At 34.3% G+C, this 25,081-nt stretch carries 23 protein-coding genes and 1 other annotated feature (1 of these 24 cut by a window edge); of the genes, 10 read left to right on the top strand and 13 right to left on the bottom strand.

The genetic code is table 11. The annotated features are described in order from the left end of the window. Positions 1-191 (bottom strand) — a binding site (T-box leader) (it extends 36 nt beyond the left edge of the window). A gap of 60 nt (positions 192-251) precedes the next feature. Next, positions 252-1,970, bottom strand: coding sequence for a DUF6792 domain-containing protein (locus ATN92_RS01160; RefSeq protein ID WP_056951813.1), 1,719 nt, complete (start codon positions 1,968-1,970; stop codon positions 252-254). Positions 1,971-2,135: 165 nt separating this feature from the next. On the opposite strand from ATN92_RS01160, the gene ATN92_RS01155 reads away from it, so the two are divergent. Together ATN92_RS01155 and ATN92_RS01150 are read left to right on the top strand one after the other, a co-directional pair. Next, positions 2,136-2,357 carry a hypothetical protein gene (locus ATN92_RS01155; RefSeq protein ID WP_056951814.1) on the top strand — a complete coding sequence of 74 codons (222 nt, stop codon included), beginning with the start codon at positions 2,136-2,138 and terminating at the stop codon, positions 2,355-2,357. A 13-nt stretch (positions 2,358-2,370) separates the two neighbouring features. Continuing rightward, on the top strand, positions 2,371-4,455 hold the full coding sequence (locus ATN92_RS01150) for an ATP-dependent Clp protease ATP-binding subunit (RefSeq protein ID WP_056951815.1): 2,085 nt from the start codon (positions 2,371-2,373) through the stop codon (positions 4,453-4,455). Here the strand turns inward: ATN92_RS01150 and ATN92_RS01145 are convergent. Both ATN92_RS01145 and ATN92_RS01140 read right to left on the bottom strand, forming a co-directional pair. Continuing rightward, positions 4,417-5,724, bottom strand: coding sequence for an ABC transporter transmembrane domain-containing protein (locus ATN92_RS01145; RefSeq protein WP_056951817.1), 1,308 nt, complete (start codon positions 5,722-5,724; stop codon positions 4,417-4,419). The genes ATN92_RS01150 and ATN92_RS01145 overlap by 39 nt on opposite strands. 126 nt (positions 5,725-5,850) lie before the next feature. Continuing rightward, on the bottom strand, positions 5,851-6,873 hold the full coding sequence (locus tag ATN92_RS01140; RefSeq protein WP_056951819.1) for an SLAP domain-containing protein: 1,023 nt from the start codon (positions 6,871-6,873) through the stop codon (positions 5,851-5,853). A gap of 355 nt (positions 6,874-7,228) precedes the next feature. On the opposite strand from ATN92_RS01140, the gene ATN92_RS01135 reads away from it, so the two are divergent. After that, positions 7,229-8,593, top strand: a complete 1,365-nt coding sequence (locus tag ATN92_RS01135; RefSeq protein WP_411762954.1) for an NCS2 family permease — start codon at positions 7,229-7,231, stop codon at positions 8,591-8,593. A 49-nt stretch (positions 8,594-8,642) separates the two neighbouring features. Here the strand turns inward: ATN92_RS01135 and ATN92_RS01130 are convergent, their stop codons facing one another. Next, entirely contained in the window at positions 8,643-9,404 is a 762-nt protein-coding gene (locus ATN92_RS01130; protein ID WP_056951823.1) for a LytR/AlgR family response regulator transcription factor, read from the bottom strand. Further along, positions 9,404-10,408, bottom strand: a complete 1,005-nt coding sequence (locus tag ATN92_RS01125; protein ID WP_158106610.1) for a sensor histidine kinase — start codon at positions 10,406-10,408, stop codon at positions 9,404-9,406. Before ATN92_RS01125 ends, ATN92_RS01130 begins: the two co-directional genes overlap by 1 nt. A gap of 557 nt (positions 10,409-10,965) precedes the next feature. Here ATN92_RS01125 and ATN92_RS01120 point away from each other — a divergent pair. Continuing rightward, the gene (locus ATN92_RS01120; RefSeq protein WP_056951827.1) at positions 10,966-11,802 is read left to right on the top strand and encodes a helix-turn-helix domain-containing protein; all 837 of its coding nucleotides are present in this window, start codon (positions 10,966-10,968) and stop codon (positions 11,800-11,802) included. Positions 11,803-11,838: 36 nt separating this feature from the next. Here the strand turns inward: ATN92_RS01120 and ATN92_RS01115 are convergent, their stop codons facing one another. Both ATN92_RS01115 and ATN92_RS01110 read right to left on the bottom strand, forming a co-directional pair. Then, positions 11,839-12,864 carry an SLAP domain-containing protein gene (locus ATN92_RS01115; protein ID WP_056951829.1) on the bottom strand — a complete coding sequence of 342 codons (1,026 nt, stop codon included), beginning with the start codon at positions 12,862-12,864 and terminating at the stop codon, positions 11,839-11,841. 171 nt (positions 12,865-13,035) lie between these two features. After that, entirely contained in the window at positions 13,036-13,416 is a 381-nt protein-coding gene (locus tag ATN92_RS01110; protein WP_056951831.1) for a DUF4430 domain-containing protein, read from the bottom strand. A 118-nt stretch (positions 13,417-13,534) separates the two neighbouring features. Between ATN92_RS01110 and ATN92_RS01105 the strand changes: the two genes are divergently transcribed. Genes ATN92_RS01105 through ATN92_RS01095 form a run of 3 tightly spaced genes read left to right on the top strand, consistent with a single transcriptional unit; the run spans position 13,535 to position 16,660 of the window. Continuing rightward, complete coding sequence (locus tag ATN92_RS01105; RefSeq protein WP_056951834.1) at positions 13,535-14,455, top strand: energy-coupling factor transporter transmembrane component T; 921 nt, start codon at positions 13,535-13,537, stop codon at positions 14,453-14,455. Next, positions 14,389-15,993, top strand: coding sequence for an ABC transporter ATP-binding protein (locus ATN92_RS01100; RefSeq protein ID WP_056951836.1), 1,605 nt, complete (start codon positions 14,389-14,391; stop codon positions 15,991-15,993). Before ATN92_RS01105 ends, ATN92_RS01100 begins: the two co-directional genes overlap by 67 nt. Next, entirely contained in the window at positions 15,983-16,660 is a 678-nt protein-coding gene (locus ATN92_RS01095) for an ECF transporter S component (protein WP_056951838.1), read from the top strand. The genes ATN92_RS01100 and ATN92_RS01095 overlap by 11 nt, the downstream gene beginning before the upstream one ends. 372 nt (positions 16,661-17,032) lie before the next feature. Here ATN92_RS01095 and ATN92_RS01090 read toward each other — a convergent pair whose 3' ends face one another. Beyond that, positions 17,033-17,752 (bottom strand): MIP/aquaporin family protein, encoded by a 720-nt coding sequence (locus ATN92_RS01090; RefSeq protein ID WP_056951840.1) that lies wholly within the window; start codon positions 17,750-17,752, stop codon positions 17,033-17,035. 148 nt (positions 17,753-17,900) lie between these two features. Here ATN92_RS01090 and ATN92_RS01085 point away from each other — a divergent pair, with 148 nt between their 5' ends. After that, positions 17,901-18,470, top strand: a complete 570-nt coding sequence (locus ATN92_RS01085) for a cob(I)yrinic acid a,c-diamide adenosyltransferase (protein WP_056951843.1) — start codon at positions 17,901-17,903, stop codon at positions 18,468-18,470. 99 nt (positions 18,471-18,569) lie between these two features. Continuing rightward, on the top strand, positions 18,570-19,178 hold the full coding sequence (locus tag ATN92_RS01080; RefSeq protein ID WP_056951845.1) for a sugar O-acetyltransferase: 609 nt from the start codon (positions 18,570-18,572) through the stop codon (positions 19,176-19,178). 226 nt (positions 19,179-19,404) lie between these two features. Here ATN92_RS01080 and ATN92_RS01075 read toward each other — a convergent pair whose 3' ends face one another. The 4 genes from ATN92_RS01075 to ATN92_RS01060 all read right to left on the bottom strand — a co-directional run bounded on the left by ATN92_RS01075 (position 19,405) and on the right by ATN92_RS01060 (position 22,906). Beyond that, on the bottom strand, positions 19,405-20,199 hold the full coding sequence (locus tag ATN92_RS01075; protein WP_056951847.1) for a Cof-type HAD-IIB family hydrolase: 795 nt from the start codon (positions 20,197-20,199) through the stop codon (positions 19,405-19,407). 2 nt (positions 20,200-20,201) lie between these two features. After that, positions 20,202-21,056: an AraC family transcriptional regulator gene (locus ATN92_RS01070; RefSeq protein ID WP_056951849.1), complete on the bottom strand. Its 855-nt coding sequence runs from the start codon at positions 21,054-21,056 to the stop codon at positions 20,202-20,204. Beyond that, positions 21,056-21,865 carry a Cof-type HAD-IIB family hydrolase gene (locus ATN92_RS01065; RefSeq protein WP_056951851.1) on the bottom strand — a complete coding sequence of 270 codons (810 nt, stop codon included), beginning with the start codon at positions 21,863-21,865 and terminating at the stop codon, positions 21,056-21,058. The genes ATN92_RS01070 and ATN92_RS01065 overlap by 1 nt, the downstream gene beginning before the upstream one ends. 66 nt (positions 21,866-21,931) lie before the next feature. Next, complete coding sequence (locus ATN92_RS01060) at positions 21,932-22,906, bottom strand: ROK family protein (protein ID WP_056951853.1); 975 nt, start codon at positions 22,904-22,906, stop codon at positions 21,932-21,934. 154 nt (positions 22,907-23,060) lie between these two features. Between ATN92_RS01060 and ATN92_RS01055 the strand changes: the two genes are divergently transcribed. Next, positions 23,061-24,104 (top strand): alpha/beta hydrolase fold domain-containing protein, encoded by a 1,044-nt coding sequence (locus tag ATN92_RS01055; RefSeq protein WP_056951855.1) that lies wholly within the window; start codon positions 23,061-23,063, stop codon positions 24,102-24,104. Between the two features lie 61 nt (positions 24,105-24,165). Here ATN92_RS01055 and ATN92_RS01050 read toward each other — a convergent pair whose 3' ends face one another. Next, the gene (locus tag ATN92_RS01050; protein ID WP_056951857.1) at positions 24,166-24,369 is read right to left on the bottom strand and encodes a hypothetical protein; all 204 of its coding nucleotides are present in this window, start codon (positions 24,367-24,369) and stop codon (positions 24,166-24,168) included. Positions 24,370-25,081: the final 712 nt, after the last annotated feature.

Here is a 25,081-nt window from a genome sequence, read left to right as displayed (position 1 = left end):
AGTATTCAAAAAATACTCACTCACTTAACGGACAGTCATCCGCTAGCCAGATAATGGTGGCAACCACGAAAACCTACATTTCGGCCTCGAACTCGGAAATGATTTTCGAAATTCCTGTTACGGTCACTTTGCACTTAACGTGACTCACTTAGCGAATTCAGGATTTCTACTTTTTTCTTCAACGTTTAATGACTGTATTATAGGCATTCATAATTTGAATATCAAGTATTTTTCTAATTTTATTATAAGAATTATAATTTATTAGGCGTGCGATTAAGGAAATGTTTAGCGCCATCTATAACGTGGAAGTAGGTTGCTAACTTGAACATATCAGTGTTTATGCTCTTTAAGAAAGGCCATTCGCGTAACGAACCTCGGATGACGGAATTATTTTGTTCAATAAATTCTTGACCAACCTTTTGGGGCTGATCTTTAAAAGCACCAGACTGATAAAGATAATTAGAATAGTCGAAAAAGTATTTAGCCGTCTGCGGATCGTTAATATTGTTGCGTAGAATTTTAGTACGTAAACGGATAAAACTGACACTATTTCTTAAAACTTGGCGACTTGTTTTTGAACTGGATAGGTAGGCAAATAACTGTTCAAAGAAATTCTGATAGGCATGAACTTCACCACTGTTTAGGTATGCCCGAGGATGATTTTTGAATGGATATTTCCAATTGCTTAAATTGTATTCCCATTTTTGACCAATCCAGATAGTGAAAGGTAATTCGTAAAAGACTTGTGTCATGTCTTGTTCGAAAACTTCATTGATAATCTGTGAATAGTCATGTGGCAAGAGGCGATTGATCTGTTGGCATAATTCAGGTGTGATAAATTTGACATTATCATCATCATTTGTCAGCGCAAATATTTTTTTCCAAACATCATCAGAGAAAAGTGTTGGTTTCACATGCTGAATCAATTTTAAATTGACAGGAGCTGAATTAAGCGTGTAGCCGCCATCGAAACAGTAATCCATCAATTGTAAAGTTTGCACGAAATGTCCGCCTAAAGAGTGACCTAGTCCATAAATCAAAGTTTGTGAGGCAACATTATCCTCAACATAACGCATGAAATCACGAGCAACATTTAGTTGACTGAGATTCTTGTCGCTACCAACTAGAATGGCATTAACATTATAATCCCAATCCTTATAGGTTTCTAAAATGGCTTTTTCAAAACGCTTGCTACGAGAACTGACAGTATAATCAACATTAACTTCGGTTCCCTTGAATGTAACGTAGCATTCCTTTAATCCATCAATGGAAATCTCATAAGCAATTCCGGAGAAACCACATTCAGTCGCCTCGGGAATAATGTCACGCGCATCGTAAGATTTTACATAATCCAGCATACGGCGTACCCGCGTGTAAATAAGAAAACGTAGGTAATTTTCAGGTTTAAATTCCTGATAAAGATAACGGTCATAATCAAATTGAAGCAATTTTGTTCGAAAATCGTTATTATGCAACAATTCGCCAGCCTGGTAAGGTTGCTTACGTAGTTCAATCGGTAAGAGATGGTGAATTAAGAGGATGACATAAATTTGATTTAAATAGCCATGGCAGAGATTGAGATTTTCATCTTCAATCTTGTCGATCAATTGTTTGAGTTTATTGACCTTTCTGTTTCGAGAAGGTTGTTTCAATTTTTGCTTAGTGTGATTTTCATCAATATTTTTGAGTTTTAAAGCTTTATCGATCAGCTGAGGATGAATCGTTTTATTTAAAGAGAATTCAGGAACACGTAAATCAATCACTTGATTCAGAAGAAGGTTGGTCAGACGTGTTTTTTCTTTATTTAAGTAAGAATAACTGAATTGAAGACGTTTGTTCTTAGGTAAAAGTTGTTTGCTGTCGGCCTTGTTGAAAGTCAAAGGCAGATCCTTGTGGGCACGGAAATTAAGTAAATCAAGTTGTTCATAAACATGATTTAATCGGCTTAGAGTGCTTAATAGTTCTTTCATTAAATCACCTCTCATTAACCTCATTCTAACAAATTGTTGATATATAAGGAATTGAGAACCGTTTGGTCAGGAATAAAAAAATATTGAAAATATGTTACATTTGTGGTACTTCACACTTGTGCTATATCACAAACGTGCTATAATGTAGTTGTGGAGGTTGAGGATATGCAAATAGATATAAAATCATACTTAGAAGATAATCATTTAACAATTTATGTAATTTCAAAGAAAAGTGGGTATGGTTACACGACTTTGCATAAATCCTTTAATAAGAAACAATCTTCCGCCACACCGCTCAATTTGCGCGATATAGAGGCAATTGCCAAGGCGCAGGATACGGAAATGTGGAAAGTTCTGCGTGAATTGGAGTTGCATTATCTGAAGTGAGGAGGCTTTATATATGGCAAGATCATTTTGGGACGACGATCCATTTAACGATAATATGGACGAAATATTTAATAGATTGATGAATCAACAAAACGGTAATTCGCAGGCTAAGTATTATGTGAATGGTCATGAGTTGACTCCAGAAGAATTAGCAAAATATCAAGAGGCAAGAACTATAGGACAAAATATTCCAATTAGTGATAATAGTAAAAATAAAAAAGGTACCATTTTAGAGAAGCTCGGTCGTAATTTGACTAAAGAAGCTCAACAAGGACTTCTTGATCCAGTTATTGGTCGTGATAAAGAGATTCAAGAAACAGCAGAAGTTTTAAGTCGTAGAACTAAGAACAATCCAATTTTAGTTGGTGATGCGGGTGTTGGTAAGACTGCGGTAGTTGAAGGTTTAGCACAGGCCATTGTAAAAGGTGACGTACCTGAAGCAATCAAGGATAAGCAGATTATTTCAATTGATCTATCATCTCTTGAAGCTGGAACACAGTATCGTGGATCATTCGAAGAAAATATTCAAAATTTGCTGAAAGAAGTTAAAAAGGCAGGCAATGTAGTATTATTCTTCGATGAAATTCATCAAATTATCGGTGCCGGATCTTCAGGCTCTGATTCCGGTAGTAAGGGTTTGGCTGATATTATTAAACCAGCCTTGAGCCGTGGTGAAATTTCCATTATTGGTGCAACTACTCAAGATGAGTATCGTAATACAATCATGAAAGATGCTGCTCTAGCAAGAAGATTCAACGATGTAACAATCAATGAACCAAGTAAAGAAGCAACATTGGCTATCTTGAAGGGACTACGTAAAGCCTACGAAAATCATCATCATGTTAAATTATCAGATGAAGTTTTAAAGGCTGCTGTAGATTATTCAGTTCAATATATTCCTCAAAGATCTTTACCTGACAAGGCAATTGATTTGATTGATATGACCGCTGCTCACTTGGCAGCTAGAAATCCGGTTACTGACAAAGTAAGTTTGGAAAAGTCATTGAAACAAGCTGAGAAGGATAAGGAAGAAGCTGCTAAGAAAGAAGATTATGAAAAGGCCGCTAGTTTGAAGAAACAAATTGAAGATCTTCAGGCTAAACTCAATAAGGGTGACGAAAATTCTGATGAGCCAGTAGCAAAAGTTAACGATATTGCAGAGTCAGTTCAAAGATTGACTGGTGTCCCTGTTTCTCAAATGGGTGCTAATGATATTGAGCATTTAAAGGGAATGGGTAAGAGATTAAAAGACAAAGTCATTGGACAAAACGAAGCCGTAGATATGGTTGTACGTGCCATTCGTCGTAACCGTGCTGGTTTTGATGATGGCAATCGTCCAATTGGTAGTTTCTTATTTGTCGGACCTACCGGTGTTGGTAAAACTGAATTAGTAAAACAGTTGGCCAAAGATATGTTTGGTAATAAGAATGCTATCGTTCGTTTGGATATGAGTGAGTATTCTGATTTAACCGCTGTATCTAAATTGATCGGTACATCTGCTGGCTATGTAGGTTATGAAGATAACGGCAATACTTTGACTGAAAAAGTACGTCGTAATCCATATTCCATCGTATTATTAGATGAAATTGAAAAAGCTAACCCACAAGTTTTAACATTGCTTCTACAAGTAATGGACGATGGTCGTTTAACTGACGGTCAAGGTAACGTGGTCGATTTCAAGAATACAATCATTATCGCAACTTCCAATGCTGGATTCAGTGATAATACTGATAAAGATAAGAAGTTGATGGATAAGTTGGCACCATACTTCAAACCTGAATTCTTGAATAGATTCAATGGTATCGTTGAATTTACTCATCTATCCAAAGACGACTTGAATCAAATCGTTGATCTAATGATTGATGATGTGAATACCAACTTGGCTAAGAAGAATATCACTTTGAAGATTACTCCTGAAGCTAAGGAATGGTTGATTGATGAAGGTTACGATGAAGCCATGGGAGCAAGACCATTACGTCGAGTTATCGAACAACAGATTAGAGATAAAGTTGCTGAATACTATCTCGATCATCTTGATGTAAAGAATTTACAAGCTGATTTAGTTGATGGGACTATTAAAATTTCTGAAGCTAAATAATGAAAAAGTACCGTTACGAACGTTGTAACGGTACTTTTTTTGTCTAACTTGTTCTAGTAAGTTGATTTGTTCAAATATATCAATCAAACTGTAACGGTTCAAGGGATAATTGTTTAGAAGAATCCTACCGATAAAGTTAGTATGACTAAGTGGCAGATTGATTAGGGTAGATTTTCCACTGCCACTTTTACCAACTAGTAAATAATGTTTAGTGGAATCAAAATTTATAGAAATGTTTTTCAGAATATTCTTTTGTTGATCACTGAAGGAGACGTTATCGTAATTGAGTGATTTCAATTTTGGAAGTGTCAGGAATTTATTTTTCTCAGGTGAAACATTTACTTTTGAATTGATTTTTTGAGCGGCTTCTTTGCCTCCTAAAACGTCACCGATTAAACCGGATGCGGATTGAATTGGTTCGGAAATGAAGATCATCAGTTGAGAAAAGGCAACTAATTGTCCTAAAGTGATCGACTTTTGGAGGACGAAGTAGATACCTACAACCCAAGTTCCTAGGTACAAGAAGTTATCTAGAAGTTGACTGATACCGCCAATCTGTTTACGGGTCAACTGATCTTTGTTTTGACTTTTTAATAGTTCGGAGTTTTGATTTTGAAAGATATGAGTAAGAATTTTTTGGAGATTGAATAACTGAATGGTTCGCAAACCATTGGTGATATCTTGTAAACGTCCAGTATATTTTTCAGAGATATTAATCAATTGATGTTTATTCTTTTTCAGACTTTTTTGTCGAAAGAAAGGTAAGAAGAGTCCGGGGATGCAGAGCAGGATAATGACGAAACTCAAAGCTGGTTTGATCATTAGTGATAAGACTATCGCAATAACAAATTGACAAATTTCTTTATAACAGTTGATACTGCCTTGAAGATAGTCAGAACGAAGAATGTCAGTGGTGGAAGTAAAATCGTTGTAGTAGTCGGTAGTTACTTTTTTAACATCGTGACCAACACCGGTATTTTGTCGAAACATGGCTGAGAGTAATTTATTCTTGATAGCGCTGATAATGTCGTTTAAGGTCGTTTGCTCAAGATATGATGAAGCAAAATAGACTAAGGCATCAACAATAATATAAATAATGACGACGGAAACTAGGTTGATATAGGATAAAAATCCTTTACCGGTAGCGGTATCGGTAATTAATTGAAGTAGATATGAAACGGAAATCTCAATGGCCGATGCAATTGGAATCAGAATTAGTAAAAAGAGGGATTTAGATTTGGCCAGCTTAAAGTATTTTGATAATAACATTAGTATTTCCTTTATAATTATAATTATTTTAATTTAATTATAGACTTAATAATTAATTTTAAAAGAAAAATAAAAAACGTCTCCCAATTAAGGAGACGTTTTGTAACTTCAATCATCTCAATTCAATTATTTAAAAAGATTAATTGCAAAGTAAGGTTCGTAAGCAGATGAGTTAGCTAGTTCTTCTTGTAAGACATTGTCAGTAAAAATTGAGCTACCTAGTGGAATCCATTCGTTGTTTGAAACTTTAGCAAAGAAGTAACCAGCACTATTTTCAACAGTAGCGTTGACTTTCCATGATGATCCAGCTGGAAGTGTTCTAGTCATTGAATTGCTTGAAGTATCGTAAAGTTGAACTGGTTTAGCCAAAGTAACTGTAGCAGTACCTTTACTGAATACAGAAGTATTCTTATCTTCAGTAGCTAGGACCCATTCGTTAGTGGCAACTTGATAGTATTGATGTCCATTAATGGTCTTTTCTTGAGCAACTTTCCATGAAGAACCCTTTGGTAGAGTTGTTCCTAGACTAACACCATTACCATTATATAGAGTAGCGTTTGTACGTAATGTAATTGGTTGATGTGCTGTTGGTGTAGTTGTAACAGTCTGACTATCATTGTTTACTGAAGATGCAACATTAAAGTCTAGTGCTTTGACCCATTCGTTAGTTGCGACACGGTAGTATGGATAACTATTAAAGTATCTAACTTGATCAACTTTCCAAGCTGATCCTGCGGGTAGAGTTACGCCTGTGGCAGCACCATTATTATTAACAATAGTAGCAGCTTTACTACCAACGGTTTCAACACGGTTGATGTAGGAAATTTGATTATTGATTGGATTGAGTAACTTTCCATTTTGTGTGATATCCATAGAGCTGGCATCAACATATTCGTTGGTTGCCACTTCATAGTAAGGATTACCCCCGATAGTAATTCTTTGACCAAGTTTCCATGAAGTAAAGTTACCAAAGGCAGCACCATTGATAAAGTGACCGTTACCATCAACGGCAACAGCACCTCCACGTCTGATGGTACCGATCAATTGAGTGTCAGCATGAACGATTTGTGTAGTTGGTAATGTATTTAAGGCAGCAGGAGCAAGTAAAATAGCAAGAGTAGAAGCTAAAACAATTTTTTTCTTATTCATAATTAATCTCCCTATAATTAATGTATTATCCAATTACAAATTACCACTACCATATTTTTTTAACTTAATAAATAGACCATGTTAATAAAAACTTAATCGTTCGGTAAAATACGTATTAGATATTCATATATCCATGATATAGTTCATGAAATGAATATTTTGAATTTAACTGATAATATTAAGAAAAATGGTCCTTAGTATGTTTATTAATAGTATAAATAAATAAAATTATTACTGAATACGAACAATATTAGTGAAAAACTATATAAAAGTTTTTATTTAGCTTGAAAAAGTACTTAAAGTCTGTAATACTATATGAGTTCTCAAAAGTTTATTATTTTACAAGGGGCGAATTATATTGAATTCATTAGATAATAGGGGAAACTTGAGCTTACTTGAGCGCTTGTTTCACTTGGAAGAAGCCAAAACGAACGTTAGACGAGAGATTTTAGCTGGTTTAACTACTTTTGTTTCAATGGCTTACATTTTGTTTGTTAATCCTCAAGTTTTGGGAGACTCAGGGATGGACAAAGGATCACTTTTCACAGCTACCGCATTAACTGCCGTAGTTGGTTCAGTTTTAATGGGAATTTTGGCTAATTATCCGATTGCCATTGCCCCAGGTTTAGGTGATAATGCCTTCTTTAGTTATTCAGTTGTTATTGCGATGGGAATCCCTTGGCAAACAGCTATGGCCGGAGTATTTGTTGCCAGTTTGATTTTCTTAGTACTTTCATTGATGAAGATTCGTGAAGTAGTTATCAACGCAATTCCTAAGGATTTGAAGTTGGCGGTTGCATCTGGATTAGGTATCTTCATTGCCTTCGTTGGTTTACAAGGTGGGGGATTGATTACAGCAAGTAAAGATTCACTTGTTGCGATTGGATCATTTACTAACCCAACCACATTGTTAACAATTGCCGGATTATTAGTTACAGCAATCTTAATGGCACGTAAGGTTCCAGGATCAATTTTTATCGGAATGGTCTTCACAACAGTTGCCGGTTTGGTAACAAAATTAATTCCAGCACCAGCACATATTATTTCAGGAATACCTAGTTTGAAACCAACCTTTGGTGTTGGTGTGGCACATATTGTTGATATCAAGGAACCTCAATTGTGGGCCGTAGTTATCATTTTCCTATTAGTAGCTTTCTTTGATACTGCTGGTACTTTGATCGGATTAGCTGAACAAGTTGATGTCATGCAAGACAAAGATGGTAAAATGCCAAGAATTGGTCATGCTTTGATGGCTGATTCTATCTCAATGGTCAGTGGTGCCGTCTTTGGAACAACTCCTCCAACAGCATACGTTGAATCATCAGCTGGTATTGCTGTCGGTGGTAGAACTGGGTTAACATCAATCACTGTCGGAGTATTGTTCGCATTATCAATGTTCTTCTCACCATTGTTGTCAGTCGTAACAAGTAATGTTACAGCACCAGTACTAATCATCGTTGGTACTTTGATGGCACAATCAATGCGTGGAATTCAATGGGATAGATTCGAAATTGCATTACCAGCATTTTTAACAATCGTTGGTATGCCACTAACATATAACATTTCATACGGAATTGCTTTCGGATTCCTAGTTTATCCAATTACAATGTTAGCCGCAGGTAAGAGAAAAGAAATTAATCCAATTATGTACGGATTGTTCGTTGTCTTCGTTATCTTGCTATACATTATTAATATTTTGCCAAAAGCTAGTTTGGCTTAATCAAAAAGTCCAATTGTTTCTATTACTGTATAGAAGCAATTGGACTTTTTTATCTTTCAATTAAATCCGGATGTTCACGAGAAAAATCAACTAACCTTCTTCTTGATATATCACAAGATGAACCATCTTTGAAGTAAATCTTACGTTCTTGTTTATTTATGGACTGAATATTGTCAGGATTGATTAATAAACTTTTGTGGGCCCGGTAGAAATAAGGAACTTTGTTTGAAATAGCCTTTAATGTGTCGGGAAATTCGATATTTTGATTAATTGCATGTAGGAATACGTTGGTTGTATTTTCTAGAGATTCAAAATAATTAATTTTATCAATATCGAAATTATACTGTTTTGAACCAATTCGGAAATTAAATTCTTTTAATCGCTTATTCTGTGGTCTGACTAATCGCTCAACAGTGATATCTAAATCAGTGTATATTTTTCTTTTAATATTATTAATTCCTTTTTCCTTAGTAATATAATCCAGAGGTTCTACTTTTCGTTCAAAAATCATTGGCATCAGTTCTTCATGTGTCGTAATGAAGACAATTTTAGCGTTCAAATCATTTTTTCTAATTTTAGTGGCTAAATCTATACCTCTTATTTTTGAATTAGGAAATTCAATATCCAGTAAAAAGAATTTCATCTCTTTTGGATTGTTGTCTAAATAAATATTTACATCATTAGGATTTCCAGTAGATAACATAATTTTCATATCAATGTCCGGATGAGATTTAATGTAATCCTTGATTATTAATTGATAGTACATTCTAAGGGTTCTGTCGTCTTCGCAAATTATTATATTAAGTAGCATTATTTATCTTCCAATACAGTTAGGATTGTTGAAAAGTAACCGTCTTTAACTTTGTTTTGTAAGAGTAGATTACTATTTGAATGAATGATTTTATTAACAGTCGATAGTCCCAAACCATTATGATCTTTTTTAGATGTATAACCAGTTTGGTAAATTTGATCCAAATTGATTTTTTCAGATGAGGCAATATTGTTTTTTATAATGAATTCTAGATAACCATCAAATACAACAAGAGCAAAACTTATTTCAGGATTGTTAGTTAATAGGGATGCTTCAATAGCATTATCAAAAAGAATTCCCAGAATACGAGTTATTTCAACCGATAAAGCTTTAGGAATGAGGATACTTTGATCTACTTCAAAGTTGGTTTCAATATGCTTATTTTTTGCAGCTACTAATTTTGTAATAATAATTCCCTTAACTAGATCGTCATTAAGATGATATAAATTAGCATTTTCAACGGTTGAAGTCATATCAACATTACTATCTGCATAATCAAGAAGCCGTTGAATAGAATCGTTATTAGAATTGTTAGATCTTAATGAAACCGATAATGATGTAAGGAGATTTTTGTAATCGTGTTTGAATCTTCTCAATTCAGTATTCTTTCGTTCAAGTTCCTCAATGTATAAATTTCTTTCCTTCAGATGTCTAATTTCATATTTGGATCTCACTTCTTTCATGTATCCCATTACCAACATGATGCTTCCTATTACTATAAATATAGTAGACATTAAACTGACTAATAATGTTGTTTTTAAATAGGTTAATTGATTAAATTCATGTCTAGACATTAATATTAATGATGCATAAGAGACGGTTATTACGATAGTTGATAAAAGAGCCATTTTAGTTACTGTCTTGTTATGAATAATATTTTGAATAGTGTCTAAATGCAATATAAATTTTAGAATGATAATAATTAGTAATGTTAAAGTATAGTTTATTAATGTTAGTAGAATTGTTCCTAATAAAGTTGTAAATGAATAAACACTAAATCCCAAGTTAAAAACTTTTATTACAAAGTAACTAGCTATTCCTTGGGTGAGGGAAGTTAATAAAAAAGATACCAAGAATAAAATGATTTGAATTGGTAAATTTATATTCAATTTTGAGTGTTTTAAAAATAAGAGGTATGTAAAGAAAGTAAGCAATAACGAAGCATTAGGAAAATAAAAATCAATAAAAGTAAACAGTAAACTCAAAGAAAAAGATAATATTACATTTCTTTTTGAGTATAAGTTAGGAATTAATAGAAATATTGATATATACATTAATAAAGTATTTGAAAAATCAAGAACTAACCAAGACGGTATTATAAATTGTTCCAATTTTAATTCTCCTTACTTTATATTTAATGGTGACTCATATCTCTGAGTAAATCGAAATTTGCTAAAATTTGTAAAGAGTCAAACATATTTTTTTCCTTTCTTATAAAAATCTCAAACAACGTAGTATATCATATAAAAATTCTTTATTAAGAAATTACGTTAAAAGGTAAAATATAATTCCAAATGGTACAATTATACTAACTTGTAATAATGATTAGTGAGGTAGAGACGTGTTCTTAGGATCAGTAATTTATGATAAACGACGTAGTTTGAATCTAACTCAAAGCGACTTGGCTAGTGGTTTGTGTAATCAAAATACTATTAGCAAAATGGAAAAGCATAATATGACACCTCAAATGGATGTCTTGATAAAAATTTGTCAGCGTTTGGATCTTTCTCTGAATGATATTTTTAGTGAATTCTCCAGTGATTCCAAACCTGAACAAACTTTTATTTTGGATGATATCGAAAAAGATGTTCTTTTAGGTAATTTAGATTCGATTGAAGACAAAATTGCTTTGATTCAAGATAAAATTAAAGCTAAAGATAGAGCACAGTGTGACTTTATTCTTGGCGTTGTTAAATTCAAAGCTGGTAATTTTGAATTGAGTTCTTTCCATTTTGATAAAGTTTTGCGAGAAACTAAGACGGATGAAGATAATATTTATACTTTGATGTCATATTTATTCAAAGGTAAGATATATTATCGTCAAGAACATTTCGGTGAAGCTGATTATTATCTCAGCTTGATCAGTAATTCTTTGAAAGAGAATCTTAATGTTAATAATGCCAGTGGTTTAGAGGTGATTTTTCTTGCCAAAATGGTGGGTAAGGCTTACTTACAAATAAAGCAATTTGATTCGGCAAAAAGTATTTTGGAGCGTGGTCTGAAATTTGCCAATGATAATTATTTATCCTATTTTATAGATGAGTTGAATTACAATCTTTATCTAGTCTATCAAGCGGATGATGATAAAGCTAAACAACAGTTATATAAGAATCGAGCTTTTTATTGTGCAGATGTATTAAACAATCATGAGCTCCAAGAGAAAATTGAACATAAATAAAGACAGCCAAACGGCTGCCTTATTTTTTTGCGATTATTATTTGAAAAGACTGATAGCAAAACTTGGTTCGTAAGTAGCTGAGTTGGCTAACTCTTGTTGAAGTAGTCCATCACTGAAGATTGATCCGCCTAATGGAATCCATTCGTTGTTAGATACTTGTGCAAAGTAGTAACCGGCACTATTTTCTACAACGCTAGAAATCTTCCAAGAAGTTCCAGCTGAAAGTGATCTAGTCATGGAGTTTGAAGCGGTGTTATATAATTGAACGTTTTTAGTTAAAGTACCAGTAGCTGCACCGTTACTGAAGATAGAAGTGTTCTTATCTTCGGTAGCTAGAATCCATTCATTTGTAGCTACTTGGTAATATTGATGACCGTTGATAGTTTTTTCTTGAGCTACTTTCCAGGAACTGTTAGTTGGTAAAGTTCTACCCATGTTTTGACCTAAGCCATTGTAGATGACTGAATTAGTGCGAAGAGTAATGGTCTTTTGAGCAGTAGTATTGGCAACAGTATTGTTAGTGTTACTTGTACCGTTGTTGTCAGAAGTGAAGTTCAAAGCTTTGACCCATTCGTTAGTAGCGACACGGTAGTATGGGTAACCGTTGATAACTTTGTATTGGTCGACTTTCCATGAAGTTCCATTAGGAAGGGTAACTCCTAAGCTGTAACCATTATCGTTAACTACAGTAGCATTATTGTCAGTGATAGATTTAACAGCATTAACATAGGAAACTTCTTTTTGAACAGGATTGATTACTTGAGTACCATTGCTGATATTCATGGCTGTGGCATCAACGTATTGGTTAGTTGCGACTTCATAATAAGGATTGCCACCGATAGTGATTCTTTGACCTAATCTCCATGAAGTGAAATTCCCTAAGTAACCACCACGAACGTAATTACCATTGGCATTAACCGTGGCGGCACCACCACGTCTGACAGTTCCAATTAGCTGAGTATTGGCAGCATGAACAGTTTGATTTGTAGGTAAATTATTAAGAATAGATGGGGCTAATAAAACAGCAAGTGTTGAGGCTAAAACAATTTTCTTTTTATTCATAATTAATCCCTCCGAATATATTATTCAAGTATAAAATAGCACTATTTAATATAATGAAAGAGAATTATTATCTTTATTAAGAAAACTTAACTTAATAAATTGCTTATTTCCACAAAAAAATATGAGATGAAGATATTAAATTTATCCTCATCTCATATTTCAATTTAATCATTAACCGTTATATTTTGATAATTTGAAAACAACTTTGTCTTTGTTGTGCAATTTCTTTTTGTCAGCTGAAACGTTAACTTGTTTGACATTAACAGTGAATGTCCAGTAAATTTTCTTCTTGTTATTTTGTTTGTGACCGTCGATAGCTGAGATAAAGCCGCCTTTGTCGTTAACTTTCCAGCCCTTTTTAAGACCATCAGTAACAGTGGCATTCTTTTTCAATGTGATAGTTTTCTTGGCAATCTTCTTTTTGTTCTTCTTCAAAGTGTAAGTAACTTTGATATTCTTGGAAGCCTTAGCTTGAACGGTTGTTGCAGTTGCTGGAGCGAATACCCCTAGTAACATTAATAATGACAATAAAAATGCTGTAATCTTTTTCATTATTTTCCTCCTCGATTTGTACAACGATTTTTATTATAACAAAGAAAAATCCAAATGAATCAAATAGATTTTTTTCGTGAATAAGTTAAAATAGGAATATTGAAAAAGGGGTGCGATGATGAATAAGCTGATTTTAAACTTTCAAAAAAGAACCAATAGTGTGACAATTTTTGTCTACTTGCTGGGAATTATTCTAATAGCACTCCTCTTTAATAATCCAATTATTTCTCTTATCAATTTAATAGCTTTAATCTTTATGGCTATTCTGGTTAACCGTGAGAAAATAAAAACATATTTTAAATTTTCTTGCGTAATTTTTATTGTGACCTTTGCGTTTAATCTAATTTTGAATCAACGTGGAGAAGATGTACTTTGGAAGTTTTATTCGTTTCAGCTCACACAAGAATCACTGCTTAATGGGTTCATTTTGGGTATATCTTTTGTAAATTTGTTGTGGGCTTTTTATATTTATAATGCTCTGATTCGAGTAAAAACAGTCTTTGAGTTGTTGTCTAGTTTGTTGAAAAATGTAGCATTGATCTTTATTTTGACGATTCAATTCATTCCACGGATCATTCAAATTTATAATGAAACGAAGTCGATTAGAAAGTTTCGAATTCAAAATGAGGTACAACAATCTAAATTAAAGTCGACGATGGATCTAATGGAGATTATTTTGAATAAAGCTGTCGCTAGTTTTATGAACGTCTCAGATACATTAATTTTGCGTGGTTTCAATAATCATCAAAAAAGTATTGGTAAGCTGGAATACAGAGGTGCCGATTTTCTGTTATCAATTTTGATGGTGTCGGGTTTGGTTGTTGATATTGTGATGGTTATTGGTAAAGTTGGAGTCATTAATTTGGGCTCAATCGATGTTCAACTGATTTTTACTAATTCAGAACTTATTTTACTTTTGATCAACATGATTTTAATTTTATTACCAGTTATATTTGGAGGGGTAAATTACTTATGGTGGAAATTTTACATTTCAAAGATTACAGCTTCAAATACAACAACAGTCAAAAAGTATCGTTAAAAAATATTGATTTCTCCGTTCAAACGGGGGATTTTGTCGTATTAATTGGTGAAACTGGTAGTGGCAAAAGTACTTTATTGAAACAAATGTTAGCTGATTTAGCGGTGGGAAAAGTTCTATCAGGTGAATTGGTGACTGACTTGTCATTGAACAATAATAATTTTGCCTATGTTTCACAATTTGTTGACAATCAGATGGTCATGGAAACCCCGCGGGATGAATTGAAGTTTGTCTTAGATAATCAAGGCTGCAGTCAAAATGAGATTCAGTTACGAATTACGGAAATTGCCAGTTATTTAGGAATTATTGATTTGTTGGATATCAATGAAAAACGTCTCTCTGGTGGTCAAAAGCAATTAGTCAACTTGGCTAGTGCCTTAATTTTGAAGCCGAAGGTCTTGTTATTGGATGAGCCGACTTCACAATTAGACCCCATTGCAGCTGAAAAGCTATTACAGGTGGTACATAAAATTAATGAAGAGTTGAATGTCACGGTATTACTGGTTGAGCATGAGATTGATCGTGCAATTCGCTATGCCAACAGATTACTAGTCATGGAAGAGGGCAGCTTGATTGAGGATGCACCGGTGGATAAAGGGTTGCGTGATATCTATCAAAATCCTCATCTCAAAAATTATTTGACTCAAGTTGATCGTTTGATTTTGGAGCTGAATCTTCCTACAGACCAACAACTGCCTTTGAGCAATAAAGAGGTTGGGCTCCTAATAAATCAGCACAGGACATCATTAAAGAGTGTTCCTCGCAAAATTTTGGTCGACACTACCGCTGAAAATATTTTGGAGATCAAACGTTTGAATTTTCGCTTTGACTTCAATGGTCCACAGATTATCAACAATGTTAGTTTTGAGCTGAAAAGAGGTCAATCCTATTGTGTCATTGGGCCTAATGGGATGGGGAAGACGACGCTGTTAAAGACGATGACGCAACAATTGAAGCCTCAATCGGGCAAGATTTTGTTTGCTGGTCATAAGGTTCAAAATGATTTCTATCAGAAAGTTTTCGTCTTACCACAGAATCCGGCTATCCTGTTTATGGAGGATACGGTAGCTGAGGAAATCAAATATCAACTACAATTGAGTAGGCGTGACACTACTTTTGAAGCAGTGTTAGAAAAGTTTTCTCTAAAAGGTTTGGAGAAGACGAGTCCTTATGACTTGAGCGGTGGTCAGCAAGAATTCTTAGCTTTGGCTCTAGGTTTCATCAAGAACCCTCAAATATTGTTCTTGGACGAACCCACTAAAGGATTAGATCCTAATAAGAAATTAGAATTGGGTCAAATGTTGAATCAGTTTCAAAAGACTGGCGGGACAGTATTCGTGAATAGTCATGATTTATTATTTGCGGCAAGATTCTTCGATCAAATAGCGATGATGTTTGATGGTAAGATCAGTCAATTCACAACGCCAACGGTCTTTTTCAAGGATAAGTTTTTCTATACAACAGAAATTAACAAGGCATTAAGGGAAACTTTTCCATTAGCCTTATCGTGGGAGGATATTAAACGAAGTGAATCGTAAATCAATTTCATTGCTAGGTTTAGCAATTTTAGTATTAGCCTTAATGGCTGTATTTTCGAGTAAAAACTATTTACTCTTTTCTTTTGGATTTTTAATCTTAACTTTGGGTATTTACTTCTGGAAGTTTGAGAAGTCACCTCATACTTCACGGGAAATTGTTTTTATAGCAATTATCTGTGCTTTAGCGGTAGTGGGAAGAATTATCTTTGCGGCTATCCCAGCAGTTAAACCAGAACTATTTATTTTAATTTTGGGAGCTATTGTCAGTGGACCAGAAACGGGCTTTTTGATGGGAACAATCATCGCTTTAACATCGAATATGTATTTCGGCCAAGGCGCATGGACTCCATGGCAAATGTTTGCCTTAGGTTTGATTGGTTTGATATCAGGATTGATGTTGAAAAAAGATATTTCTACTTGGAAGTTAGTCCTCTGGGGCTTTTTATCAGGCTTTATTATGGGCTGGATTATGGATATTTACTATATTATTGGTTTTGTGAACCCAATTAGTTGGCAGAGCATTTTGGCTTCTCTGGCAGCAAGTTTTTATTTCGATGTTGTTCATGCTATCTTTACTGCCGTTCTACTATTATTAGTCGGTAAGCGTTGGATTAAGCTGTTTGGTAATTACCAACAAAAGTATGATTTATTTAAGAATAATAACTAATAATTAAAGGTACGAATATACTTAAATTTCCGTCTTCCGCAAGAATTGGAAATGCGTTGGAACACTATGGGCGTGACTTGAAGCTAATAATTTTACCTTTGGCAAAATTATGGATCTCTAAGATCAGCCTTATTGTAAGCGGCAAAGCCGCTAACAATAATGTCATAGCTGAACACATTTCCAATTCTTACTCCAGACTAAATGGTATTTTGATTATTTTACTTGAGGTAAATACGTAATTTTGTAAGGTGATTTGTTCTAGTAAAATAAAAACAGCCTCTATTAAAGTATTCAAGCAAAGTCTTGAATACTTAATGGAGGCTGTTTTTTTGATTTAAAATTTCTATATTTGTAATGTTAAAAATACCAGAACTAAGGAATCAATAGATATGCTAAAGCACCGATAGCTCCACCAGCTAGTGGTCCGAGAATTGGTACCCAACTGTAGCTCCAATCAGAGTCACCTTTGTTAGCGATTGGTAGAATTTGATGTGCTATTCTTGGTCCTAAGTCTCTGGCCGGGTTAATAGCATAACCAGTAGTTCCACCAAGTGAGAATCCAACAGCAGTGATTAAAAGTCCTACAACGATTGGATTTAATCCTTGAGTGAATTTACCTCTAGTAAAGGCTAATAGGGCAAAGACTAAGACAAATGTCCCAATAAATTCACTGATGAAGTTCATTGGATAGTTTCTGATAGCTGGACCTGTGGCGAAAACGCCTAAAATAGCTTTAGAATCTTTAGTTTCTTGCCAATGTGGGTAATAATTGATCCAGACGATCACGGCTCCAACGATTGCTCCTAAGATTTGGGCAATCATGTAAGGAACTACGTAACTCCAATTGAAGACGCCTGCGATAGCCATTCCTAAAGTTACAGCGGGATTCAAATGTGCTGGACTTAGAAAGGCTGAGCAATAAATACCTAAGGTTACGGCTAATCCCCAACCAAGAGAAATGGCAATCCAACCGGAACCCTCAGCTTTAGATTTTTTCAAACTAACTGCGGCAACAACGCCATCACCTAGTAGAACTAATACTAGTGTTCCAATGAATTCCCCGAGTAATTGTAATGTTAAACTGTCATGCATAAAACTTACCTCCCATCCATATTGATATCGGTTGCATAAATTGATTATATCTAGATAAAGTTGAGAATGCTAAGAATAGTCATCTTTTAAACATTATTTCTTGGTATAGTTGTTAAGAAGAATAATTATTAAGCGAGGACTATCAAATATGAAAATTTATACACGTACTGGAGATAAAGGTAAAACTAGAATTATTGGTAATGATGTTTTATATAAATCAGCCCAAAGAATTGAATCGTACGGAACAATTGACGAATTGAATTCCTTAGTTGGTGTAGTGATTGCTAATTTGTCTGAGAAAAATTTAGTTTTAAAAGATGAATTACAGGAAATCCAACAATTGTTGTTCGACTGTGGAACTGATTTGGCAATTTCAGCTACTGATAAAAAGCATGAATTTATTTTTACAGAGGATAACAAAGCGGTTGACTGGTTAGAAAAGAAAATTGATGATTATTCTGCTAAAGTTCCTGCCATTCAAAAATTTATCTTACCTGGTGGTTCGAAAACAGCCTCTAATTTACACTTATCAAGAACTGTAACTAGAAGAGCCGAACGAGAGATTGTTGCCTTGATGCAAGAGGAACCAATCAATGATTATGTGCTTAAATTTGTTAACCGTTTGTCTGACTACTTCTTTGCCGCAGCTAGATATAGCAACGTTTTGGATGGAGTAGACGATATTCAATATCGTAATAGTAAACCTGTTTTTAGATAGCATAAGAATTGTACCTATTTGCTTTTGTAAATGGGTATTTTTTTGACAAAAAATTGTTATTCTTGATGTATGAATTTTTAAGGATAGAGGAATATGACGATGAGATCACAAAAAGAAAAAATGTTAGCTGGCGACTTATATATTGCACATGATCCAGAACTTAAAAAGGATTTTTTAAAAGCTAAGAAACTATTAAAGGAATTCAACCAATCTGATGAAGAACAGGTTCCACGTAGAACCGAAATTTTACAAGATTTATTCAAAGAAGTTGGCGAAAAGCCTTATATAACACCACCGTTCTATACAGACTATGGTTGCAATACGACTATTGGAAAGAATTTCTATGCTAATTACGACCTAATCCTTTTAGATATTGCACCAGTAAAGATTGGTGACAATGTCATGTTTGGTCCTCGTGTTGGAGTTTATACAGCTGGTCATCCAATTGATCCTGTGATTCGAACAGAAGGGTACGAATATGGTAAACCAATTGAGATTGGTAATAACGTTTGGATTGGTGGTAATGTGGTGATTAATCCAAACGTTAAAATCGGTAATAATGTCGTTATCGGTTCAGGCTCAATAGTAACTAAGGATATTCCTGATAATGTGGTAGCAGTTGGTAATCCTTGCAAAGTATTAAGAAAAATCAATGACGAGGATAAAAAGTATTGGGAATTAGAGAAACAACGTTACTTTGAAAATTAAACCAAGCAAAAAGCTCAAAACCGTCAGCAAGCGATTTTGAGCTTTTTGTTTGAACTGAATCCGTAAGAAACAGTTTTTTAGTTGTTAAGGATTATACATTATCTATAGGGGAAGGATAACCAAATATTTTCTTATTTGATTATGCTTATACTTTACCGCCGAGATATGAATTAATTATTGAAAAAAATCGATGTTTGTTCTAATTAAATGTGAAGAAAAATCGATTTTACAATTCAAAGACAGATTCGAGATGTTCGAGAACACCTTGTTGATTATTATTAGTTGTTTGATATGGAGCTGTTTCTAAGACAATATCACTAGCATTTTCCATAGCAACACCATGACCGACATAACGTAACATTTCAAGATCGTTGCCACCATCCCCGAAAGCACACATTTCTTCTGGTTTGATATTTAATTTTTGTGATAAATATTCTAAACCTGTAGCTTTATTAGCTTGTGCCTGGATGATATCGATATCGCCGTGACCACTGGAAACAACGGAAACATCTTTGCCAATACCGTTAGCTAAATGTTCCATATAAGCTTCAGTTTCAGTGAGTGGGCAGTTGACTGAGAACTTGAGGATTTCGTCGTCAATATCTTCAAAACTGTCGACACTTGTAATACGTGGAAAGTAGAATTTACTAATATTGTAAAATTCCTCAGTTGCACTGTTGAGAATATAGGCCGATTTGCGACCACAGGCAATATATTGAATATGATCAGTGTTCTCCAAAACTTGAATAACTTTCTTAGTTACGGCAGCTGGAAAATGCCAAGTTTTAAAAATCTCTTGATGATTACCGACTAAAGCACCGTTTTCTGCGACAAAAAGTGTTTCAGGATAATCTTTAAAAAAATTCTTCAATTGATAATATTGATTACCACTAGCAGAAACAAAATAGATATTGTGATCAGTCATGTATTGATAAATCTTGTCGAATCTCTTAGTGTCAAAATGTTTACTGTCATCTAAGAAGGTAGCATCCATGTCAGTAGCAACTAATTTAATTGTCATAGTTAAATCCTTTCCAGTTCAGCAAAATTTTTACGGTATTGATAGGGAGTCGTGTGCTTCCAATTCTTAAAGTTTCTGATAAATGATTTGGTGCTGTTAAAGCCACTATCAATGGCAATATAGTCGATGTTTTGGTTAGTGTTGAGTAATTTCTTTTGAGTCGCTAGCAGACGTACAGTCGTGATATATTTATTGATCGACATTTGAACGGTCTGGTGAAATTGTTGATTCAAAGTTGTGACTGAGGTATTTAATTCATGAGCCAAAACCGTCCCATTCAAATCTTCAGTGTAATTACTATTGATTATTCCTAAAGCCTGGTCGATCAAACTTTCGTTGACCGAAATGTTGGAAGTGACTTTGTGGGAAAAATTATTGATTAAATTAGCCATCAAAATATAGATCCGTCCAGTCAGATTGAGATTGAAAGTGCCATCCCGAGGCTCCTGCAAAAGTTGAATCATCATTCGCAGTTGCCTTTCCAATTCTTGGTAGTTAATTAATTGTTTTAGACAAGCCGGTTTACCTTTCAGGTCAAAATGAATTTGGTCGATATCAGGATAGATTTTTTTGAGGAAGTCATAGTCAATCAAAAGGCAGAAGACGAAGACTGATTTTCTATTAACAAAAGTAGTCTCGTGAATATCTCGTGAATTGATGACCCAAATGTCACCTTGATGATATTCGTCTTCTTGATTATCATCTTTGACTAGTATGGTGTTCTTAGAAACCATGAAACCTAATTCAATATTACGGTGCCAATGTGGGGTAACACGTTTAGGTGAATTTTCATCATGAAAATAATATTTAAAAGGTACTTTTGGTGTTGGTTGAACTATTTCGTGCGTAATTTTCATTAAAGGACATACTTCTTTAGTGCTTTGGCGATACCGTCGTTGTCGTTAGTATCAGTCACATATCTAGCGTGTTCCTTAGCAATATCTGAACCATTGCCCATTGCCACGGCAGAACCAACGAAATCAAACATTGGTAAGTCGTTCTTTTCATCACCAAAAGCCATTATTTCATCGCTATTTAAACCTAAAATTTCAGCCAAAGTAGTTAAACCTTCACCTTTGTTAACCTCGGGATGCATGATTTCGATGAAGTTAGCACCGGCACGTACAACATAGTATTCATCAGAAAATTCATCTTTTACCGCTTGTTCATATTGATCTAAAGTTTCTTTTTCACCAACGATGGCAGCCTTAGCAATTTCGAAATCGGAGGCTAATTCATTCGGTTCACGAACAAAGATACCAGCACTGTTTTCCCAAGCTTGAATAACGGCAAAACGGTTAATATCGTGATTAGAAGTATAGACATTACTATTGTCATCAAGCACATAATATTGCATTTTGTGTGCTTCAACAAATTTAACGATTCTGCGGTAATCTTTATTATCGATTGTCTTACGAGAGAGAACCTTGCCAGCAGCTGTTTCTACGAGTGCACCGTTATAAGTAATAACGTATTGATTGTCGCCTTGCACGCCCAATTCATCTAGGTAATGGCTAACACCAGCTAATGGTCGACCAGAACAAAGAACAACTTTGATACCTTTAGATAAAGCTTCTTTTAAAGCCAACTTGGTAGATTCAGCAATCTTTTGGTTGGAAGTTAGTAATGTATCATCAACATCTAAAGCAATTAATTTTATACTCATGTGCTTGCCCCTTTTTAAACTTAGTTAATTAAGATAGGGATATTGTACCAAAAAAGTTAAGCGGTTTCAATTGCCACTTAACTTTTTAAAAATAATATTTCGACCAATAGTAGCCAAACCAAGCAAATAATCTTCTTGGAAATTGCGATTAAAATCTAATTTATAGTTTTGATGCAGCGGTAAATGTCGGTGGAGAGTCTGAACAATCTGGTTGATCTCTAAATCGGTTAGATTCAGCTCATCAATATAGGCAATGAGTAAATTAGGATTGATCAGACTGATAATATTTTGTAGGTGATCAATAATCTGACTTTTAGGGGATTCGTGTTGGTTGACGGTACCGTATTGAACTTCACCTGCTAATCCGTCTGCACCTGTAATAAGCTGATCATTAATAACGATTCCAACTCCAGGACCATAAAATTTAGGAAAGTAAATTCCAGCGGCAATGTTCTGACTTTCGTGTAGTGAAGAAGCTGCTCCAAAAATACAGGCATTAATATCGTTGACGATGATAGTGTCAATATTAGTTGAGACCTCAATGGCTTTAGATAATTTAATACCGCGCAGTTCTTTGACATCAATCAGTTGCAAGTATCCGTTCAATTCATCACCAGGAATACCAACAATTATCTTTTGCGGTTTGTTTTGGGCTGTCTGCTGTTTGATAAATTCTAGAAGTTGTTCGACTGAAGTTATTTTTTCATCATACTGAGTTTGAAAAATAATTTTCCCTGACAGATCAATGAGGGAATAATTTGCTTTGATATGATCATGAATTTCATTGAGTTGCAACGCCCCAAGGGTGAAGGCTTGATAATTTATTTGATAAGTTTTAGCTCGACGACCTCTGGTATCGGTAAAATCGACTGTGAGAATATTTTTTAATTCCAATAGTTCGATTAATTTATTGATGCTGACAACACTTAAACCGGTGAAGGTTGAGAGTTGTTTAGCAGAGAGGGACTTGTGGATATCCAGTAAGTGTAGGATTGATTGTAGATTATGTTCCCGGGCTGAAATTTTGCTGTTAGATGTCACTGTATTTCCTCCTAATAAGGTGTTTGGGATTAATCAATATTAATAAAAAGTTTTGTTATAATTTAGTGGAAAATATGTTTAAACAGGACGTATACTATTTGTAGTATAGATAATACGAATTGACCTAAATAAAAAATAAAGGATGGCTTTTATTATGATGAATAGCGATTATAACGTTGAGTTGAGCCGATTGAATCAGATTGAGTCAGTCGATATTCCTCATCTAGAAAATGTCAAAATGATTGTTAAAGATAGGGTGGATGCCCATTCTTATGAGCCAATGATTTGGGATCACTTGAAAACCTTGAGTGATGATCCACAACTACCTGATGATCTGACACAATTACGTGCTGGGAATCAAAAAGCCGATGTAATTACTTCTGATTCGACAGTTAGAATCGATGTAGAAATGAGTAATAAGTTAGATCGAGAAGTTAGATATCTGAAAATTTATCGCAACGACAGAAATTTATCAACTGAAAAAGCCTTAATTTATGTTCATGGTGGGGCCTATTATGGTGGGTCCGCTGAAGATACTTTACCATTTCTACGTTTATTAGCTGCTAAATTTAATGGAGTAATCTATAGTGTAGATTACAGTATCGCTCCAGAAAAACCTTATCCAACCGCTATTCAAGACTGTCTTTCGGTTCTGATGAATGTATGTGATAAACACCAACAAATTTCTCTAGCAGGTGATTCAGCTGGGGCTTCAATTGCTTTAGGTGTAAGTCAATTGAGTAGTAATATGGGTGTTTGTGAAATCTATAAGCACATTTTATTCTACCCAACAATTGTTCAAGGTTCAGATTATAATGGTCCACTTTGGAATGATCATTTGATTCCGATTAATCCAGAACAAAGACAAACACTTCATAATAACTATACACAATTTAAACGTCTAGATAAGATTATGACGAAATATTATTTGAATGGTGCTAATTATAACCTTTCAGCACCACTTATTTCACCAATGTACGCTGATCCATTGATTTTTAAAAAAGTTTTGGTAATGACAGGTGAGTTTGATCCGTTTAGATTACAAGATGAAGCCTTCGTTCAAAAAATTGGTATGGCAGGATGCGAAGCTGAATATATCCGTTACGGTGGTTTAGCACATGCCTTTTTGAATTATGTAGGTAAAATACCAGCAGTAGAAGATGCTTTAATCGAATGTGCTGAAGCTTTAAACAGTTAAAAATAGCTCCTATTTAGAATGTACATATTATCTAAATAGGAGCTATTTATTTTGTGAAAGTCTAGTAAAATGTGAACGTCATAACGCCGGCGATACCAATGAATAAAGCAATAACATCGGTAGTCCAGAGGGCATATGCGATAAAGGGTGAAGGATTGGTTATCTCGCCCTTTTTTAATTTTTTAAATGTCTTTGCTACAGAACGAAAAGTTTGAAGAGAAAGTAAAATTAGAATTACACCTATGACAATAGCCCAGATTCCCATAATAACATCTCCCTAAATATCTATTTACGAGTATCGTATCATTTCTATATAATCGGATAAAAAAACATCCTGAATGTAGTCAATTTATATCATGAGTGATGATTAAAGACAATAAAAGAATATCTTAGTAATCATAAAGATAGACAGATATATGTATCCTATGTGGTTGAAATATGCCGTCGTCCGCAAAAAATCTGTGAGCCGCTGGAACGTGGTGGACACGACTTCAAGCTAATAATTTCGTACTTTGTGCGAAATCATGGATCTCGAAGATCGGTCTTTTACTAACCTTGCTACGTAAGCTAAGTAAAATATCACCACTGAGGGCTCACAAATTTTTTACTATCGACCGATTCTTTGGATCTAATTATGCAACATCTAATTTTAAATAATGGGATGTATGGGGTGTTATTTAGTTTACTTTAATTTTTAAATCATCTGATATTTACATATATCTGAATATGAAAAAAAGGAAACCTTATAATATTAGGTTTCCCTTGATTAACGGTAGAAAACGACTCCTATTGAGTATTCGAAATATATCCTTTATTTAAAATTCTTATATAGAAGTCATTCTCGTTTATTATTTATTAAAGCAGGATTTAGTCCGGAGCAACAAGAAAATTGGCTCAGCCATGAGATTTATCTTAGCAATTTATTGCTTAGATAAAGGCCAAATTTGAAGATCCATTATTTTGCACGAAGTGTAAAA

The sequence above is a fragment of the Companilactobacillus bobalius genome, assembly GCF_009764355.1.
Note: the sequence above shows the minus strand (reverse complement) of the source record. Positions and strands in the feature narration are given on the sequence as shown.